The following is a 19,627-nucleotide window of genomic DNA, read 5'->3' as shown; positions in this document are numbered from 1 at the left end:
GCCCGGAATCCTGCGCCGCCAGATCTCGCTCACTCACAATGCTGCAAAAGCCATGAAGACGTTTGCCACCCTTCTTCTGCTGTTCGCTACAGCACTCCCCGTTTTCGCACAATCCGATATTCCCTACAATCCGGTAGAACCCGCAGATCAGCTTTCGCTCTACAGAGACAGCGAAGAGTGGATTCATCAACGCTATCGCTGGTTCCGCGATGGACGCGAGGAGGCTGATGGGACCATACCGGAAGGAGCACGCATGGAAGCCTGGCGGCAGACACAGAAGATGTCCGTCTACCGTCCCGCGGTCTCCCTTTCCAAGAAAAACGGCACCGCGGCTGCAGCATGGCAGCTCGTGGGACCCTCCAATATCGGGGGACGCCTCACCGGTGTTGCCATCCATCCGACGGACTCCAGCATTGTATACTTCACCGCCGCTGACGGCGGGATCTGGAAATCCACCAACGCCACGGCCGACGTGCCCCATTTTTATCCTGTAGCAGATGATCTGCCTACCATGGCGATGGGAAGCATCGACATCGACCCGAGCAACCCTGATATCATTTACGTTGGTACTGGTGAAGCCAATGGCAGTGCGGATTCCTATCCCGGAGTCGGCGTTGTGAAGTCCACGGATGCAGGTGCGACCTGGGATGTGATCAGCAATAACTTTGCGAAAAACATCGGCTGTATTCGTGTGCATCACAGCATCGACAGCATCGTTTTCGTCGCGGCACGGCAGGGACTCTTCCGCTCCACCGACGGTGGCGTGAGCTGGGAAAAGACACGTGGCGGCGTGGCCCATGACCTCGTCCTGCATCCGACCTCCGATTCACTCATCTATGCCGCGGTACAGAATGCCGGCATCCTTCGCTCGATAGATACCGGACGCACCTGGGAGGTGCTCGACATGGGCGTGGGAACGGACAGCATCGGCCGCTGCGCCGTCGACCTCTGCAGATCACAGCCTGAGATCATCTACGCGCTTCTGACCGGTTCCAAGGATCCTTACAAGAACAAGACACTTGCTGTCATGAAAAGTACGGACGGCGGGGAGAGCTGGGAACGAACCATGCCGGCGGACAACCCGCGGAACTTCTTCAACACCTACGGCTGGTACAACTGCGAGATTGCCGTGCATCCCATGAATCCCAATATGCTGCTTGCAGGCGGTGTCGGACTGTATCTGAGCCTGGACGGCGGACGGAATTTTTCGCCGCGCGGCGGTTTGCATGTGGATCAGCATGCCATCGAATTCAGTCCTTCCTCACCCGACATTTGCTTCGTCGGCAATGACGGCGGACTGTATGTTTCGGACAACGGAGGTATCACCTACCGCTCGCGCAACGACGATATCGCAATCACACAGTTCTATGAGCTGGGCATTTCTCTTCCCAACCCGGGAGACATGATGGGAGGAACGCAGGACAACGGGAGTAACCACGGCTCTGATACCGCTCACGCAAACTGGGAACATCAGACAGGCGGTGACGGCGGATATTGCGTGTTCGATTACGAAGACCCGAACATCAAGTATGCCGAGTATCAGAACGGATCTCATCTGCGCACCGTGAACGGTGGAAAAAACTGGACCGGGATCAATGACGGACTTTACGGGAAGGGACGCTGGGTGACGCCGGTCGAAATTCATCCCACCGATCCTTCAATCCTCTTTACCGCCACAACGAAGCAGCTCTATAAGACGACGAATCGTGGCTTGCTCTGGGTACCGTTTCACGGGGATATGGATTCATCCAAGAGCATCACCTACATCGCCGTCTCCCCGCTGAACCCTGATATCATGTATGTCGGCAACACCAACGGACAGATATACCGGACGACCGATGCCGGGAGCCACTGGGATCTGAAAGCCGAAGGTCTGCCCTCGGGCAGGAATACGAATGATATCGTTTTCCATCCGACCGATCCGAACACGGTGTACGCGTGCTTCTCGCACTACATCGACGAAAGCGTTTTCAAAACTACGGATGCCGGGGAAACATGGGAAAGTATCTCAGGGAATCTGCCGGCCATTCCCACCAATGCGCTGGCCATCAACTACGGAATGCCGAATGAACTGTTCGTCGGCACCGATTTCGGCGTGTATGCGACAACGGATGGCGGAGAGAACTGGGAAATCCTGGGCGACGGAATGCCCAAGGTCGTCGTTGTCGATCTCGAACTGCATCCCACAACGGGGAAGCTGTATGCGGCCACGCATGGACGCAGTGTCTACAGTCTGGGCGTCACCCTCGGCGTCGAGCTGCTCAACCTGTCGGCACGGAGAGATGGCAGCAATGTACGTCTTGACTGGAGAACGTCACATGAATCCAACAACCGCGGGTTTGCCGTTGAACGCCGTACCCGTTTCGGCGGCTGGGAAGAAATCGCATTTGTTGATGGAAAAGGCAGCTCGGCAGGATTGCAGCTGTACTCGCATGTCGACAACGCCCTTCCCGCAGGCGATCTGCTCTACTACAGACTCAAGCAGGTTGATACCGACGGCAGCGAAACATATTCAAATGAAATTCCTGTAGAAATCCGGGATGCTGTCGCTTCCGACTTCACACTTGAGCAGAATTACCCCAACCCCTTCAACCCCGTAACAACGATCCGCTACACATTGCCTCATACCGGTGCTGTGCAGCTGAAAATCACCGATGCGCTCGGCAACACGGTCAGTACACTCGTCGACCGTCAGCAGCATGCCGGCACGCATCACGTGTTCTTCGACGCCACCGCCATCCCCAGCGGTGCCTACTTCTATCACCTCACCTACGGCAACACCCGCGTCACGAAGAAGATGATGGTGCTCAAATAATTGCAGATTGCAGATCCCGAACTTATCAGGAGCAGGGATTGATTCCCATGTCGTGTCCCCGAAGGCCTGGTGGCAACGTGGAATCAATCCCTGTTGACAGATTGCAGAAATCTGCTTGCAGTAATCTGCAATTTGTAATCTGCAATTTGTAATCTGACCCTTCCTACTCCCCGTATTCCTCCTGGTAATCTTCCATGGCGGCGAGGATGACATTTTCCGCCTCTTCGCGGCCGTAGACGCGTTCGATGGAGACGTGGTGGGGTTCACCGTGGACGAGCTTGTAGGTGCTGAAATAGTGTCGCAGACGCTCGACAAGCACAGGTGGAAGCTCGTTGATATCCTTCACATTCGCCCAGAAGCTGTCCTTGTTGAGCACGGCGATGATCTTGTCGTCCGCCTCCCCGTGATCATTCATCGCGAGTCCGCCGACTACGCGCGCCTGCAGCACGACGTCAGAGCGATTGATCGGACGCTCGCTGAGCACGCAGATATCGAGCGGGTCGCCATCTCCTTTCTCCGCGCTCGGCATAAGCGCGCCGACCCGGCGTCCGCAGAAGGTTCGCGGAACAAACCCGTACAGCGTCGGTGGCAGCGCGGAAGAGCGCTGTGGACGATCGACATGCAGGTATCCCGTCAGCTTGTCGAGTTCATATTTGACCATGTCGAATGGCGTGATTTCGATATATGCATTGACGAGCGAAGGTGGCGTCTGTCCTGCTTCGAGTCCATGCCAGGGATGGGGACGCCAACGATAAAAAGGTGCGGGAAAGGCCATGGTGTTCTACTGAGAATGGTTTTGAAAGCGGGGGTTTTTCGCCTCCCATTGTACATCAAACAGGAGTCAAAGGCAACTGTATGCAAGAACGGTCCCGTTCAACACGGGACCGCTATTGCAGAAAATACTTGTCAGGACTTATTCACCGGCGGGAGCGGCAGCGGCGCGTGCAGCCTGCTTGCCGAGTTCCTTGTCGATGAGGTACAGTCCGCGGCCGTCGTGTCCGATCAGCTTGATCTTGTCGAGGAGTGCATTAAAGAGCGTCTCTTCCTCATGCTGCTCAGCGACGTACCACTGGAGGAAATTCAGCGTCGAGAAATCCTTTTCCTCGTAAGCGGACGCAACCAATTCGTTAATCTTACTGGTCACAAATTTCTCATGCGAGAGAATCTGCTCAAACATGTCGGAAAGGGATTCAAACTCGAGCTTCGGCTGCTCCGTGCTGCCGATTTTCGCGAGGGCACCGGTTTCACCGACATAGCTGAAAAGCTTCATCATGTGCATACGCTCTTCCTCGGAATGCATGCGCAGGAAAGTCTCTCCACCCTCGTATCCTTTCCAGGCGCACCAGGCGGCCATCTGCAGGTAGAGATTCGAGGATTCAAACTCGATGTTGATCTGGTCGTTGAGCTTCTCGACCATGGTTTTGCTCAGCATGTACTAGCCTCGTATTAAGTGAAAGTTGATGGATCTTCTCATTGATAGCAGAACATCGGAGCTTGCGGTTTAGTTCTCTTCCATCAGCTCTGTAACCAAATTCTCACACTTCGAGACGACGTCCGCCAGGGGAAGCACATGACGTTCTCCACTGTGGCGCACCTTGATCTCAACGTTGCCGTCCTTGAGATGTTTTTCGCCGACAATCACATTCACCGGCATACCCAGCAGGTCGGCGTCCTTGAATTTGAAGCCTGGACTGACACCAGTGCGATCATCATAGAGCACCTCGAGTCCTGCGCCTTCCAGGTCGGCCGTAATCTTCTCGGCATGCTCACGCACCATATCGCTTTCGACCTTCAGTCCGGTAACCTGGATCTGGAAGGGTGCGATTGACGGATGCCAGCAGATACCATCCTTGTCATGCCGCTGTTCAATATGACAGGCGACGATGCGTTCGACTCCGATACCGTAGCTGCCCATGATAATGGGATGTTCCTTGCCTTCCGCATCAAGGAAATTGGCCTTGAGCGCCTCGGAGTACTTCGTTCCGAGTTTGAAAATGTGTCCCACCTCGATGGCTTTTTTCACGTTGAGAGGCAGTCCCTTCACCGGATCGGGTTCACCCTCGATGACGGTACGCAGATCGTAATAGGACTCGATGTCGGCGTCGCGATCGATATCGATATGGCGATAATGGAAGCCGTTCTCATTGGCGCCACTGACCAGATTGTTGGCGTTCTTCAGACGCAGATCTGCGATCTGACGCAGCTTCGTCTTGAGATTGATTGGTCCGATGGAACCGGCATTTGCTCCGGTAAGGGCCAGCAGTTCTTCATCGTGCGCGGGACGAATGATATTGGCTTTGAGGACGCCCTGCAGCTTGGCTTCATTGAGCTGATCGTTGCCCGACATGAAAATCAGCCAGGGCTGATCGTCTGCGAAATACACCAGCGCCTTGGCGCAGCGCTCTTCAATTACACCGTGCTGTTCGACCAGGTCATCGATGGACTTTGCATTGGGCGTGTCGAATTTCTCGGCCGCGGGGTTTTCATCCAACCGTGTGACCGCGGGCAGCTGTGACGTCGCCACCTCGATATTGGCGGCATATCCGCTTTCGAGGTTGAAAGCGCAGAGGTCCTCACCGGCATCGGATTCCACCATGAATTCCTGTGATCCCGTACCACCCATGGCACCGCTGGAAGCACCAACCACGAAGTAATTGAGTCCACAGCGCGAGTAAATGCGACAATACGCATCGTAGTGTTTCTGATAGCTCTCGTCGAGTCCCTCCCAGCTATTGTCGAGGGAATACGCATCTTTCATCAGGAACTGGCGACTGCGAATGACACCGGATTTCGGGCGGGGTTCGTTGCGGAATTTCGTCTGAATCTGATACCAGATCTGCGGCATATCCTTGTACGAGTGCACGAAAGCCTGCGCGAGATGTGTGATGATCTCTTCATGCGTCGGGGCCAGCACCAGTTCACGATTCTTGATATGGAACATGGTGTCGCCGAAGGCCTCGACGCGATTGGTTTCTTCCCAGATCTCCTTCGGATTGAGGGCCGGGAGATGCAGTTCCATGCCGCCTATCCCGTCCATTTCTTCGCGAATGATAGTCATGACCTTCTTCCAGACCCGGTAGCCAAGCGGAAGCAGTGAGTAGATTCCGGACGAGAGTCCGCGAATCATGCCTGAGCGCAGCATGAGCTGGTGACTGGGAATGACCGCTTCTGCGGGAATTTCCTTGAGTGTGGGAATGAAGTACTGAGAGAGGCGCATGGAGGTAACTCGTTGATGGAAAAGCGATTTTCATGGATCAATTACATCTTGAAATATACATTTCCCCCTTACGAGGAACAACCTGCGACCCGTGCATGTTGGGAATGCAGAACGTTCAACTTCAATTTTTGAGGCCATCTATGCGGAAAAGCCTACTTCTGCTCCTCCTGCTGCTTGGATTTATCTCGCAGGACGTCACTGCCCAGTGTTCGGATGCGGGCGCCTGCGTTATCGGTGCGGCTCCCACGAACTCACGTCATCAGGTCGCGCTGCGTTACGTTTATGGACAGTCCGGCGGCGATGAGGATCTCACATTCCACACCATTCAGCTGGATGCTCTGGTGGATCTGTTTGAGAATTCCGCACTGATTGTCCGCCTGCCGTACAGGACCATTGACGGTCCTTTGGGCAGCACCAGCGGCATCGGGGATCTCATCCTGCTCTGGCGTCAGCGCGTATGGCAGGAGCATCAGCAGCAGCTCTTCCTGCAGGCAGGCGGGAAACTGGCTACGGGACCGGTGAATGAGGACAATCTTCCCCAGGCGTATCAGCCCGGACTCGGCACCAATGACCTGATCCTTGGCGCTTCGTATGAATACGCGGAATGGCTGTTCGCTATCGGATATCAGCTGAGCACAGGACGCAGCGACAATCGCATCGACCGGCTCGAGCGCAGTGACGATTTTATCGGGCGGGTCGGATACAGCAGTTTCATCAGTGACATCGGGTTCGGACTCGAGGTAATCGCGATCAAGCGCCTCGGCGAATCGAGTCGCCAGTTTCCGTTCGTTGTCAACCAGGATATCTTCTACAATGTGGAGGACAGTGATCAGCTGCAGGTAAACGTGCTTGGCACTGCATCGTACGACCTCAACGAATCGTACGCGCTTCTCGGACAGGTGGCGCTTCCCCTCCTGCAGCGTGATGTCAACTTTGACGGACTCAAGCGCGCCCTCACCCTATCCGTTGGCGCGCGGGCAACGTTTTAGCGTTCCTGCCGCTGCTTCATTTCCCTGACGAGCAACGGGTTGATCTGGTACCCATCGACTTCATTCCCGATGAACGCCAGCGGTTCGATTTTCCCATCCTCGTTCTCCAGCATCATCATGACACCGCGTGGATAGCCATCGTCGGTTTTCGGGTCATAGTTCGCAACAATGTCTGCATACTGCACACGCAAACTGTCATGTGCCGGCACATGCATGTCTTCCGGTTCCTTTGACCAGTACCCTCGTCCCTCCTGCCAGAGAATACCGATGGAGGTGAGCCGGAAATTCTGATCCCCATCATTACGGATGATGACCGAATGTCCGTCCACACGAACCTTCAACTCGAACATCGTGTTGGGCTCTTTCACGGTCTGTCCCGTGCCAGTCTGCGCCTGCAGCGAGCTGGCGGCCAGCAAACAGACGAGAAGTACCATCAGTATTCGAAAAGCGTTCATAGTGTAATGTACGATAAATTCGCTCTCCAGGCAGCGGATTAAGTGGGATGAAGGCACTTCCGGGCTAAGACGTCGTACGATTGGCGAGTAGACGTTTCAGGGAGTCGGGCATCGCCCTGTTCAATTCCGGAACCCGCTCTCCCTCGGCGTTCGCTCCCTCACTGTTCAGGAGCAGATACTGGTTATTGTGAAGCATGATATTCCAGAGTACCCCGCTACCATCCGGGATATCGACTGCGATAGATATCATATCCGGTTTTCGACCGGGCTCTGGATGTTCGTATTTCGTGGAAGCCGCATCGAAACGATGCCAGTATTCAAGCGGGATGGTAAATCGTCCACCTTCAGAAAAATCCGGCATCGCATCGGAATAGTAATCGTTGAAGTGTTCATCCCCGAAGAGCAGGAGCACCGCCACATCATCGTAAGAGACACGATCGTCAAGATCGATCAGCAGCGAATCATTGCGGACGTCCACCAATGGGGTACGTGGATACCGGGACTCGCTGCAGGCGCCTGTGAGGATGGGCAGCAGTATCATGATCATGACGAGAACAACGACGATTCGTCTACCAGGACGGATAATCATATAAACTCCAGTCGGATGTACGCGTCTTCCTTCGCTGCGACGTTGCCTGTCGCATGATACCAGGTTGTGTTACTCGTTGACGGCCCCAGGGGTGAAGAAGTGCGATATCCCTGCAATTTCATATCCTCGAAAAAGCCTTCGACCGCAGCGGGGCCACGAATTTCATAGTACCCACCTGTACCTGAGCGCATCCATGGCCCTTGCCAGCTTAGCTCGAAGGAGTACCATTCTGACCAGATGCCTGTCATATTGGGCATCCACCCTCCACAGGAAGCGATCTCTTTGAACTTCAGTGTTGAGATGACATCGCTCGCCTCAGCAAATTGCAGGTCGAGGGTCCACTTATGTGGACCTGCGCTGTCGATGTCGAAAATCGGCGCGGTATCTTGTCCATATCCGAGAAAATGATGTCCCGCTGTTCCATAGCGCTCAATCGCCGCTGAATCCAACCGATATGGACGGTAATACGGACGCACTGAATCCGGGTGCATTGTTCCCTCGTCGATAAACTGCAGATACACACCATGCACTGTCAACACGCATGTTCGCTGTACCAGCGGTCCCTTGAGAACGAAGAAAGTGAATGACTGAACGTCCGAAAACACCGCTGTGTCAGGCGATTGTCCAGCAACTCTCCAGAAATACTCCCTGTCACCCAGGAACTTGGGGGGTATGACCTCGAGGAAGGTCCCCACATCCTGGTTGAACACCATGGACTGAAACCCCGCATCCTCACTGATCTGCAGTCGATAGGAATCGTACTCATAGCCGGATTCCCACGCCAGGCGTAGTGGATCGTAAATCACTCCCTCATCCGCAGGAAATGTCAACGTGGGTGGTGTAAACTCCGTGGGACGGTGCGACGCCGGGTCGACGGAAGAATCGTCCGAACAGGCCTGCAGACAACACAGTAGAATAAAGGTAATCCCCAGAATACATATCCCTGACAACTTCATCCTGCCTCCTCAACTATCAGTCAGTGCATTCGAACCTGCTCAATATTCGCTTTAGGATTCGACTTTGACAGTCCCGGTCAGTTTTGTCGAGCTTTCGTATCAGCAGGCTTCAATAATCAGACACTATTCGCCGAAAAGGGTTACCCGGAATAACCGGAATAATCGACAATAACCTTCTGCACTTCCCCGTCTGCCGATTTCTCCAGATCCAGTACAATTCCGTAGCCCGCGCAGAACATTTTGAGGAAACGCTCAAAGGCAGCTTTCTTCTGCTCTTCGTCGTAACGCAGGCGAAGTCTGATCATTTTCACCGGCGTCGAAGCGTTTGCCTCATTGCGTTCGACGATTTCAACCTTGTTTCCATACAATGAGGTAAGGAGATAGTTAACAAGCGAAGTCGCGGATTTGTTGGTTAATTGTACTTCCTCACCGTTGTCGTGCGGGATGTAGCTGAACTCATGCGCGCCGAACCCAACTTCTGTATCGAAATTGAACTGATAGCCAATCCGGCTGTGACGACGCGTGATGGACTTCTCCATTGCGATCGAATTGATGTTTCCATCAGTAATCTCGGATGAATATCCTTTCAAAAACTGCGTACCTGACTTATCGAAAGCATAGGCAACGCCCCAACTCTCCGGGTTGAACTCATGCCAGACCGTCGAATCCGGGTCGTGGATGAAATGTATTGCCGTCAGGGTGTCAGCCAGCTTGCCGATCTTCTTCTCATCATCCTGCCCACTCACCCAGACAAAACTGATTTCCGGATGCTCCTGCGCCAACATGTTCATTCTGCGCAACTCCTTCAAACAGGGAGAGCAGTGGGTGGACCAGAACACCACAAGTGAAGGTTTTGAAAACAGTTCTTCCGGTGACTCCCCCTTCATCCCGGTTTCATGTGCAAAGCACTCCAGGGAAGGCTGTGTGGTCACTTCCCTTCCCGCTGCATGATCGCTGCAACCCTGAGCAATGTTCGCAGTGCCCAGTGTCAGTAAAGCGAATAACAATCCGCGCAGCCATCGATTGATTGCGTTTCTCCTCATGCTCGTGCCCCTTGCTACTAATACAATAAATAAGAATATCGGATATGCTTATTGGTTAATAACATACGCGAACAGGCAAACAATGTCAACGCGAAGGCCGGTGATGCAGCCCCGCCCAGAGTATCTCCCTGGAGACAAAATGCAGGAGCAACTCAAGGAAATTTCGCTCATCGAAGTTAACGATCTGGCACTTTGTCCATGTCAGGCACTGCCTCCTCCAGCAGAATCACTGCATTCATTCCCCTGTTCATCCAGCTCGGGAGATCGGTGTAGATACGTTTGGCGGCAGCGAACGCTTTTTGATCGAGCACGGCCCCGGATTCCTGATCGCGCACCTGCTTCACTCCTTTGAAGCTGGTGCAATTGTGCTGCACAGTGCCTGTGATTTCATGAACGAGTGGACTGAGACTCCCCGCTTGCTCATCTGCATCTGCAGTCGGAGTCGACGGGTCTGGCCTACGAAGGTACAGTTGCCCTTCTTTTGAACATGTACCCAGGAGTGGAATCATCTCCGCACCGTTGACTTCGTACCCGTACAGCGAATCCGAACGCTGCAGCAGTTCCAGGCGCATGCTTTCCCCGTTTTCAAATACGATTTCCCAAATACCAGTCAGTGATTCTGCACTTCTACCTGCTGGGAGCCCGCTTTCCTGGGCATGAACCGCCGAAGTGAGCAACAGCATCAACACAACAACTGGTATACACCTGTACTTTCTGTCCATAGTCCTACCTCCAACAGTACGTTCTATCTTTTCTGGTACGTTCTTACCTTTTGTCGACAACAATTTTCCTGACGCGAAGTACGTCTGTCGTGTAAAGGCGACAGAAATACACTCCGCTCGGGAGGGCTGTCGCATTGAACGCGATGAAATGCTTCCCGGCGGAAAGTTCGCCGTCCTGAAGCATAGTGATGCTGTTGCCGAGCAGGTCGAAGAGCTCAATACGCACATGCGCTTTGTTCTGCAGAAGTACCGGGATGCGTGCCACTGAGCGGACGGGACTCGGCAATGACTGCAGTATCGCGGTCCTGGTCGGCATGGCCTCGTCTTCAACCGAAGACACGATACCGTTGCCCGTGAGCGTCACGAGTGCGTTGGGGAGTACGGGATCGTTGCTCATGACGACAAGATCAGCGTGCTTGACTCCATCACTCGTTGGAACGAACGCTACGGTGATGGTGGTGGACTGGTTCGGTCCCAAAGTGGTGACCGATCCGTTCTGCAGTGCGAATTGATCTGCACCGAAGCCCTGGAAGCTGAAGCCGGTGAGGTTGAGCGGACTGCGCCCCACATTCGTGATTTTCAGATCCTCGGTGCGAGAGGAACCGACGGCGACAAAGCCGAAACTGATTGAAGATTTTTCAAGCTCGATCACAGGACTGTCGTCACCCTGTCCCAGTCCCGAAAGAAAGACCGGGAAAGAAGGAATACTCGGGTCATTCGAGGAAATCCTCAGCGTCGCACTGTATGGAAGGTTATCCTCAGGCTGGAATTCAACGGTTATTTCAGCGAAGCCATCGGGTACGATGGTCAGACTGTCGCCGTCACGCGCGATAAAGGCATTCCGGCCTGTACCGGCCATGAGCGTGCGGTAGACCAGCAGATCCGCACCACCATGATTTTCTACACGTATGGTCTCTGTGCTTCTGCTGCCGACGTCAGTGGGCGGGAAATTAATAGCGGTTGGCGTGACAAAGATCTCTGGACGATCGGGACGAACTCCGGTTCCTGAAACGGGGATTTCAACCAGAAGCTTCGATGGATCATTTGTCTGGAGCTGAACAGTCGCCTGTTTCAATCCATCAGCATCAGGTGCAAAGCGCACGGTAAAACTACCGGAATCAGCAGCAGCGATGGTCATTGCGCTTCCGGTCAGGGAGAATGAAGCAGCATCCGATCCCACGAGTTTCGGCATCTGTACCTCCAGATCGAGATTGCCGTCGTTGTAGACATGGAAGGTCATGTCTTTTTCCATCCCTCTCTCGACATCCCCAAAGTCGTATGACAACGGCTCCACTCTGGCGGCAGGCACCTCGAGTCCTTTCCCCGTCAGCGCGATCCTGTGCTCCGGCGTGCTGACATCGTTTGAGGATATGACAAGTTCCGCAGAATAGCTGCGCAGCTCTGACGGTGCAAATGAGACTTCCACCCTGCTCTTCTCACCATGATACAGGAGAGTGCTGCCGCTGAAGACGGCGGAAAACGCCGCGGCATCCGGACCTACTATTGTAGCAGTGCGAAGTCGCACCGCAGCGTCACTGATGTTTTCAACTTCCACGTTCAGTTTTTTTGTCAATGTGGTTGCGACGGTACCGAAATCCAGCGATGCCGGGCTCACTGCGATCTCGGGACTCGGCTTGAAATCCGAAACTGCCCGCAGCCATAGTCCGTCTGCACCGGAGCCGAGGTAGACGCTGTCGCCAAAAGCCGCGAGCGTCTGCACGACCACACCGAGATAGCCATTCCCGATATCCGTCCACACGGAATCATCCGTATCGTAGAAATACACTCCACCGTCATAGGTGCCGGCAACGATTCCACCCTGCACTGCGGTGATACTGTAGGAATTGCTCTGGCGAATGGCATTCGGTATCACCTGCCAGTTCAATCCGTCATCGGTGGATCTGTACAGTCCGGGGGTGCGTGCAGAATACCAGGCACCGTCAGTGTATATAAGATCCTGACTGCTCGGATTCGCTCCGAGTCCATTGTTTCTCTGTTCCCATGTGGCGCCGTCGTCGGTGGAGACGAAAATGCCCTCATTGGAGGTACCGGCCATCAACACGGTTCCATTGTCAACAATGGATCCAATATCCGTTGCGACCCCGATTTCCCCGCGCTTGGTCCAGCTGACGCCATCATCGGTCGATGCGAGTACGCTGCCATTGCTGGCACCTGCATACATGACGGAGGGAGCGTTGAACATGCTCCTGAAAGCATAGCCCGTGCCATTGATCAACTGCCAGGAATCCCCATCGTCCGTACTGCTATATAAACCGTTGCTTGTTCCGTAGAAAAGCGTGCCGTTTCGTTCGGACAGCACACTTCCGTTGCGCTGCACCGGCAAAACCGTCCATGTAGCACCATTGTCCGTACTGCGCCGCAATCCGGCGTCCTGAACACTCGCGTACAAATTCTGTCCAGATTTCAGTACGGCGTTGATATTAGTTGCACGCAGTCCGTCTGAGCTCTCCGACCACGTGACACCATCGTCCAGGCTCACGGTTACGCCACCGGCGATGTGCCCGACAAGAAGTCGGCCGCCGATTTTCTCGATGCAATACCCCCCGGCGGGTGAACCCGTCAAGGTCCGTTCCGTCCATGTATTTCCTCCATCATCCGTATACCACAACCTGGTGTTGTCTACGCCATACACCCGTGCGCCATCGGAAATGAGATCGTACACATACGTCGAGGTCAGAATGCGGCTCCACGACAACCCTGCATCCGTCGATTTGTACACACCGTTTCCCAGGAAGGAAGCGTAGACGTCTCCCTGATGTTGCACGGCGCAGTGCAGCTGTCCGGAAGGTGCGGGATTGGATACATCCGTCCACGAGGCGCCTTCATCGGTACTGCGATACAATCCCCCGCCGCCGATGCCCGCGAGCAGAGCCGTGCCCGCTTCCGCGAGACAGCTGAGACGCGGCACAGGGAGGCCGGTATTCAACTCCTCCCAGGTCTGACCATAGTCCGTTGTCCGTGTCACGCCGCCCCAGATGCTGCCGACATACAGTCCGGAAGTCCGGCTCACGAAGCTCTGTACATGCGAGCCGCTGCCCGATGCAGCCTCTGTCCACGTCGTACCGCCATCCGTACTCACCAGGACGTTGGACATGGCGGTACCCGCGAAAAAGAGTCCATCATGCACGGCAAAACGATACACGCCACTGGGATTAATACCGCCATAGACGGCTTCCCAGGAATCCCCATCATCCGAAGAACGGAATATCCCGGCGTATGTGCCTGCATAGACGTATCCGCTGTAGGAATAGAGTCCGTTCACACGCCCACCATCCGGTCCACCGGCAGACTGCCATTGCGCATGCAGAAACATGGGAGTGAGGAAAAGCACAAGTGCGAAGAACGTGGCGATACGTTTCATGGAAGCCTCCGGGATGAACGGGGAGAGAGCGATATAACGGATACATTGAACCTGGAAAAAAATAACAGGCTTTCGCCCAATATCAAATCCGACGGAAGGCGGGTTTGCATGCATTCCTTAGCAATCATGATGGAGGCTGGGTAATTTGAGAAGTGGGTACAAAAAAAATGAGCGCCCCGGCTAATGCCGTGACGCCCATGGGGGGAGGGAGGGATAGGTCAAACGTACACTCCCCCGGCGACAAAGTCAACAAAAATCCTTCTACACGCGTACATTTGAGGGCCTGGATGTGCGTTATGGGTCTATCAGCTTATATCCCGCAGGACGCGTCAGGCGATGCAGTTTGAGATCATACTCGGTTGAAATCCATACCGGCAGATCGAAGCTGCCCTGCAGGTACAGCTGCGAGTGATTCGGAAAGCGGGCCTGAGGCTGGTCAAAATGTACGTCGAGCCGACCGCGACAGCGCATCGTCTCCAGGTCAAGTTCCTCGATCGTCACAGTTCCCCCGCTCGTTTTGCTGAAAGATGCATTCATTCCACTTGCTTCGTCCCGGATGGAGATATGTCCGGCAGAGTGCTGCTCCACTTGAACGGGATAGGTCCCCGGTCCATCGATATCGTGCACGCGAACACGAACATGCAGCACATTCCCGTCTTTAGTCGTCGCTGTGAGATCAATCGCGAGGTGCGTCGCCGTATCCAGCTTCATGAGTTCTACAGAGCCTGGCGGACCCGGTGCTACCTCCCTCAGTTGCAGTTGCGAACTGTTCAAGGACAGCTCTGCACGTATTTGCAATGGCGGCATGATACTATCGCCGAGCTGAGCTCAGCAGGAAGTTCATTCGGGTACACACAGATCTGACGAAGCACCCGCAGCAGGTCGTCGTCATCGGGATAATCTGCATGTCGGAGCTCCAGGGGTGCAGTCAGGTCAATAGCGATCAATCCCAGCACAACGGCCCCAACAACAGCGCTGATGACAGAAGCTGGACATCTGTAGCTGCGTCGTCTTACAGGAACAGTCGAATTTCCTGTAAGGGCTGCGCTCCCGTCACGCTGCAAACAACGACCAACGCGCATGCGATCACCGTCAGGGTATGACATGGATGCTTCATATTTCCGTACGATGAAATCTCACAATACAATCAGCTGTTTCATCTGTATAGCCTGCGCTCCCGGTGAGACGAGGAAGTATACTCCCCGCGGCAGATTGGCTGTCCGCAATACCGTGAGCTGTTCCGCAGGTAGCGATAGTTTCTTACGGCCAAGTGCATCGAAGAGCAAGAGATCCTCGTGCTGTGCGCCGTCAATTTCGATGAACGCAACCTGACCCTGACGAACAGGATTTGGGTGCACGTACAGAGGTGTCGGTACTGCAGTTGGAGCAGTACTCACGTCCGTCACGTAATCAATCGGGAAGCAACGGTAGTAGATTCCCGGGTACTGTTCACGTGAATCGAGCCAGGCAATGGCGACGGAATCGTTGTGCACAGCGAGTCCTGCACAGATTTGCTGGTTCGATGGGACGTTGGAGACCCGTCTGGGAGTTCCTACCGGACTCCACTCCCGGTCATACATCGCGATGTACAGATGCGTACTGTCTACCGCATCCTTCCTACTGTAAGAAAGGAGGTGATTCCCATTCTTCAGCATTACATGACTTGCGTCTGGCCATCCTACGCGAATCACCTCATTGTCAACAATGTTTATTTCTGGACAAAGCAGGATCTCATCATCCACCCTTCCGCTCTCGTCATAGCGTCTCACCACAAGTGAATCCGAGCCGGGAATGAGGCTGATTACTTCTGTATGTCCATCATCATATGGCACAAAATCCGCGATATCACCGTTGTGTGTGGCTTGCATGGGATCCAACGTCGTTGTCAACAGACGTTCGCCGCTGCTACCGTCAATCTGACTGACGGCGAATCCATCCCTGCCGCTTTCCTCCCGTTCCCGAATCAGAAGATACATCAAGCCACTCGCACTCTTCGCAGCCATGCATACGTGGGGATCCTGGAGATATCCGGACAGCGTCTTTTGTCCGATCCTGCTGGAATGCCGGACCAGATCCCCTCTGCTTCGCCAGAGAGACCAGCGCGCTTCATTCCACTTGTAGAATAGTCCCCCAGGTCTGTCATCGACACCCACCGCAGTGGCAAACAGTAATCCGGAAGCGCTTTTCACCGTATAAGATCGATACACATATTCCCAGTGGTAGTCACCTTCACTGTACGGTGGCTGTTGGCCGAAGAACTGAATGACGGTATCGCGTGTCGACTCCACTGCCATCGCAGTTCGAAGGTCGATGGTAACGGTTTTGCTCCAATGTATTGTACCAGTGTCATTCCATGAAGAATCCTTCAAACGCAGAAAGACCCATGTACCCGGTCCGACAGCTTCGACGCCTCCCATCCATGCCGGGGACTCCAGGATTCCTCCAACCTGCTGTCCAGCCGGTGAAAGAAATTGTGTTCCGTTCTCCCAAGACACGCAGCGGACACCGGTTGAGGATATCGCGATTCGGATGGGCCAGTGCGCTGTTGCTTCCTGATCCGTCCAACTCAATCGCCGCTCCACGGGCTGCGCAGAGCTTGGCAACACTGAAAGTGCGAACAACCAGAGAGCAACTGCCCCCAGAGTTATTGCAGAGCGGCCAAACCGTGCCCTGTCCACAAATGACATTGTGTTCGTCCCCATGTCCTCTACTACCCCGGCACTTTCATTCATGCTGCCCTCCTTCCACACAGCCTGAAAGAATAACTATATCCTTCCCACACACTGCATGGGTTACTTCAGCAAAACCTGTTGTACGTTTTGTACCCCCGGGGTGACTCGAACACCCGACCTGCGGTTTAGGAAACCGTCGCTCTATCCACCTGAGCTACGGGGGCAATGTGCTGTAAGGCATGCATGCTGCGCTCACCATGCATTTGCAAAATACATATTAGCACTGCGATTTGCCAGCAATTCGCCGCCGCACTTGCCTTTCCCTGCTTACATTTGTAAGTTCAGGCATACAACTCGTTTATTGCGGGTGGAGGAAACAACATTCTGGAGGGTTTATCATGCGTACAAAAACTACGTTTACGCTGCTGTGGCTATCGTTCACGATGATCTTCGCGCTTTTCCCTCGCGAGGGTTCTGCACAGTTCGGACATTGGGAGGCAGTGACGGATGTCCAGGCCGGCTATGCGGCCCACATGCTGGATCTTGGGGATGGCAGGTTCCTGTTCTCGGGGCCTTCATCACGACTGGGACGCAATGGACGCGGACTGTATCTCTATACTCCCGGTGAGAGCATGCTGAAGGATGTCACTCCCAGCTGGGGTAAGGTGCACGCACTGGCATGGGCGAACGACCGCAGCATTCTCTGTGCGAATGATGAGGGGATCTGGCGTACCAAAGACTTCTCGAAATGGACACAGGTGCACGACAGCGCCACAACCGCGCTCGATTGCCTGCGCGATGGAAACTGTTATGCAGGACAGGAGTATGGCGCCATTTACCGGTCCACCGACAATGGCGAGACATGGGAGCGATTGTCTGACGACTTGACCTTCCCCAGGAATCCGCAGCTGGATCTGCCAAGGAAATTCGCGATGAATGACCGCGGATGGATAGTCTGTTCGCGCTCATGGGGGGGAAACTGGATTAGCCTCGATCGGGGCTTGACCTGGAATACTTCCCATCAGGTAGACGACAGCGCGACCATCCGGATTCCACATAGTGACATACTGCTTGTGACTTCGGATTCGGGACGGGTGATTACGGGTTATGGAGGCACGGTCTTCGTGCGCTCCGCCAACTGGATGCACCCGGTCACCAGCTTCGCCCCTGTCCTCAGCCGCAACAGCGATGTCCGCGCACGTGCCATCATTGAAGGACCATCCGGTACACTCTACCTCGGTATCGGAACCGACTTCTACGGTGCACCGCCCGAGCGACTGCGTCCCGACACAAGCGGCGTACTCGTCTCTTACGACGAAGGGTCATCCTGGAAATGGCTGCGCAGGGATATCGATGCGATGAATCTTATGCTCACGGCGGATGGCGATCTGCTCGTCTCAACCACGCTCGATGGCTTCCTGCGCGTGGATACGGCGGACGGCAGCAGCACGCGCCTCGATTGTGGATATGGGTATGTCTCGGACCTGCTATTCCTCGATGGCAGCGTGCTCGCGGCTATGGACAGCTGCCATGTCACTGGCGTAATGCACAGCAGAGATTTCGGCGACTCGTGGCAGTGGAGCGATACCATGAAATACACCTACCCGAACCCCGATATTCCGACCCGCTTCACCATCCTGCCCGGTGGCGACCTGATGCATGATTACATATACCGCAGCAGTGACGCGGGAAAAAGCTGGCGATGGCAGCCGCTCCTTTTCGAAAGCTGGATCAAGGGGAGACTGAACAGCATCGTCGAATTCAGTGACAATACCATGCTGCTCAGCGATGTGAATGTTGAAACGGGAAAGAGTTTCCTGTATCCTTTCGACGATGATTTTCACTGGTCCGCACCCGCATACAATCCCGGACTCGGAAAAATCCGCCAGCTCTACCGCTATGCAGATGACAAGCTGTTCGCGGCAACAGAGAATGGTCTGTTCCTCTCGTCCGATCGAGGTGTCGAATGGGACAAAATTCTCGATGGCGATGCTCTGAATGTGCTGCCTATGTTGGATGGCGGACTGATCGCAGGACTCGGCGACCCTCTGTATTCCTATGGATACAGCAGCATGGGAGGCGGCAACTTCGTTCCGCAGAGCATGCAATCCACGTTCAGCGTTATTGATGCGGACGGGGATGCCTCATATCTCTTCCTTCTTGGTGGACACGCATTCGACGCCAGAGGTGAGGCCGTAACCGGGTCGGGCACTGCCATACTGGCTTCATTCGATATGACTTCGTGGTTCAGCTTTTCGCTCGGCCTGCCGACCGAGGAAATCACCGCAATCTGTATCGACGAGAAAGGCTACCTCTACGCAGGCACCCGCGGATGCGGCGTACTGCGTTCGCCGATTCCTCCTGCTGTCGCTGTGGAGGACATCGAAACCGCGGCGCTGCCCATGTCCGCATCCTTGTATCCCCAACCTGCTCACGGCGACCTGACGCTGCGTGTCGAACTCGCCCATGCAGCGCGTCTCGACGTTGCGATTTTCGATGTGATGGGACGCAAACTCCGCATGCTGTCTGCAGGTCGCTTCCATGAAGCAGGTGTGCATCAACTTCCGGTTTCACTTGAAGGAATCCCATCCGGTAATTACTTCCTGCTCCTCAGTGACAGAACACGGAATACGGCTACCGTGCTTCCCGTCCGGCTGCAATAGCCCACGACAGGTACATTTCACCTATCACGCCAGGGTGTGCTTTGTGATGTAAAGCACACCCCGGCTGCGAATTATGCAGTTTCTGCATATTTACTCGCCCGGTATTATGCAGTTTCTGCATATT

At 54.5% G+C, this 19,627-nt stretch carries 14 protein-coding genes and 1 tRNA gene; 3 read left to right on the top strand and 12 right to left on the bottom strand.

Annotated elements, in window-relative coordinates; all coding sequences use genetic code 11:
• Window positions 1-52 precede the first annotated feature (52 nt).
• The gene (locus KQI65_05285; GenBank protein ID MCB2204142.1) at window positions 53-2,815 is read left to right on the top strand and encodes a T9SS type A sorting domain-containing protein; all 2,763 of its coding nucleotides are present in this window, start codon (window positions 53-55) and stop codon (window positions 2,813-2,815) included.
• Window positions 2,816-2,978: 163 nt separating this feature from the next.
• On the opposite strand, the gene KQI65_05280 is transcribed toward KQI65_05285, so the two are convergent.
• The 3 genes from KQI65_05280 to KQI65_05270 form a co-directional block, all read right to left on the bottom strand.
• On the bottom strand, window positions 2,979-3,590 hold the full coding sequence (locus KQI65_05280) for an inorganic pyrophosphatase (GenBank protein ID MCB2204141.1): 612 nt from the start codon (window positions 3,588-3,590) through the stop codon (window positions 2,979-2,981).
• A gap of 138 nt (window positions 3,591-3,728) precedes the next feature.
• A complete protein-coding gene (ftnA, locus tag KQI65_05275; GenBank protein MCB2204140.1) occupies window positions 3,729-4,247 on the bottom strand; it encodes a non-heme ferritin in 519 nt (172 codons plus the stop codon).
• 69 nt (window positions 4,248-4,316) lie between these two features.
• Complete coding sequence (locus KQI65_05270) at window positions 4,317-6,032, bottom strand: proline--tRNA ligase (GenBank protein ID MCB2204139.1); 1,716 nt, start codon at window positions 6,030-6,032, stop codon at window positions 4,317-4,319.
• Window positions 6,033-6,172: 140 nt separating this feature from the next.
• Here KQI65_05270 and KQI65_05265 point away from each other — a divergent pair, with 140 nt between their 5' ends.
• Entirely contained in the window at window positions 6,173-7,021 is an 849-nt protein-coding gene (locus tag KQI65_05265; GenBank protein ID MCB2204138.1) for a hypothetical protein, read from the top strand.
• Here the strand turns inward: KQI65_05265 and KQI65_05260 are convergent.
• The 9 genes from KQI65_05260 to KQI65_05220 all read right to left on the bottom strand — a co-directional run bounded on the left by KQI65_05260 (window position 7,018) and on the right by KQI65_05220 (window position 17,064).
• Entirely contained in the window at window positions 7,018-7,476 is a 459-nt protein-coding gene (locus KQI65_05260; GenBank protein MCB2204137.1) for a hypothetical protein, read from the bottom strand. The genes KQI65_05265 and KQI65_05260 overlap by 4 nt on opposite strands.
• Before the next feature lie 64 nt (window positions 7,477-7,540).
• Window positions 7,541-8,065: a hypothetical protein gene (locus tag KQI65_05255; GenBank protein MCB2204136.1), complete on the bottom strand. Its 525-nt coding sequence runs from the start codon at window positions 8,063-8,065 to the stop codon at window positions 7,541-7,543.
• Window positions 8,062-9,021: a hypothetical protein gene (locus KQI65_05250; protein MCB2204135.1), complete on the bottom strand. Its 960-nt coding sequence runs from the start codon at window positions 9,019-9,021 to the stop codon at window positions 8,062-8,064. Before KQI65_05250 ends, KQI65_05255 begins: the two co-directional genes overlap by 4 nt.
• Window positions 9,022-9,161: 140 nt before the next feature.
• Window positions 9,162-9,863, bottom strand: a complete 702-nt coding sequence (locus KQI65_05245) for a hypothetical protein (GenBank protein ID MCB2204134.1) — start codon at window positions 9,861-9,863, stop codon at window positions 9,162-9,164.
• A gap of 377 nt (window positions 9,864-10,240) precedes the next feature.
• A complete protein-coding gene (locus KQI65_05240; GenBank protein MCB2204133.1) occupies window positions 10,241-10,636 on the bottom strand; it encodes a hypothetical protein in 396 nt (131 codons plus the stop codon).
• Window positions 10,637-10,829: 193 nt separating this feature from the next.
• Complete coding sequence (locus KQI65_05235) at window positions 10,830-14,168, bottom strand: choice-of-anchor D domain-containing protein (GenBank protein MCB2204132.1); 3,339 nt, start codon at window positions 14,166-14,168, stop codon at window positions 10,830-10,832.
• A gap of 294 nt (window positions 14,169-14,462) precedes the next feature.
• Window positions 14,463-14,879 carry a hypothetical protein gene (locus tag KQI65_05230; protein MCB2204131.1) on the bottom strand — a complete coding sequence of 139 codons (417 nt, stop codon included), beginning with the start codon at window positions 14,877-14,879 and terminating at the stop codon, window positions 14,463-14,465.
• Between the two features lie 425 nt (window positions 14,880-15,304).
• The gene (locus tag KQI65_05225) at window positions 15,305-16,738 is read right to left on the bottom strand and encodes a T9SS type A sorting domain-containing protein (GenBank protein ID MCB2204130.1); all 1,434 of its coding nucleotides are present in this window, start codon (window positions 16,736-16,738) and stop codon (window positions 15,305-15,307) included.
• Between the two features lie 252 nt (window positions 16,739-16,990).
• A tRNA-Arg gene (locus KQI65_05220) sits at window positions 16,991-17,064 on the bottom strand.
• A 174-nt stretch (window positions 17,065-17,238) separates the two neighbouring features.
• Between KQI65_05220 and KQI65_05215 the strand changes: the two genes are divergently transcribed.
• Entirely contained in the window at window positions 17,239-19,503 is a 2,265-nt protein-coding gene (locus KQI65_05215) for a hypothetical protein (GenBank protein ID MCB2204129.1), read from the top strand.
• The last annotated feature ends 124 nt before the right edge of the window (window positions 19,504-19,627 follow it).

The sequence above is a fragment of the bacterium genome, assembly GCA_020444325.1.
In the GTDB taxonomy this organism is placed as follows: Bacteria; Bacteroidota; Ignavibacteria; order SZUA-365; family SZUA-365; genus BM516.
The sequence above is the reverse complement of the archived record's forward strand: the minus strand, read 5'-3'. Positions and strand labels throughout refer to the sequence as shown.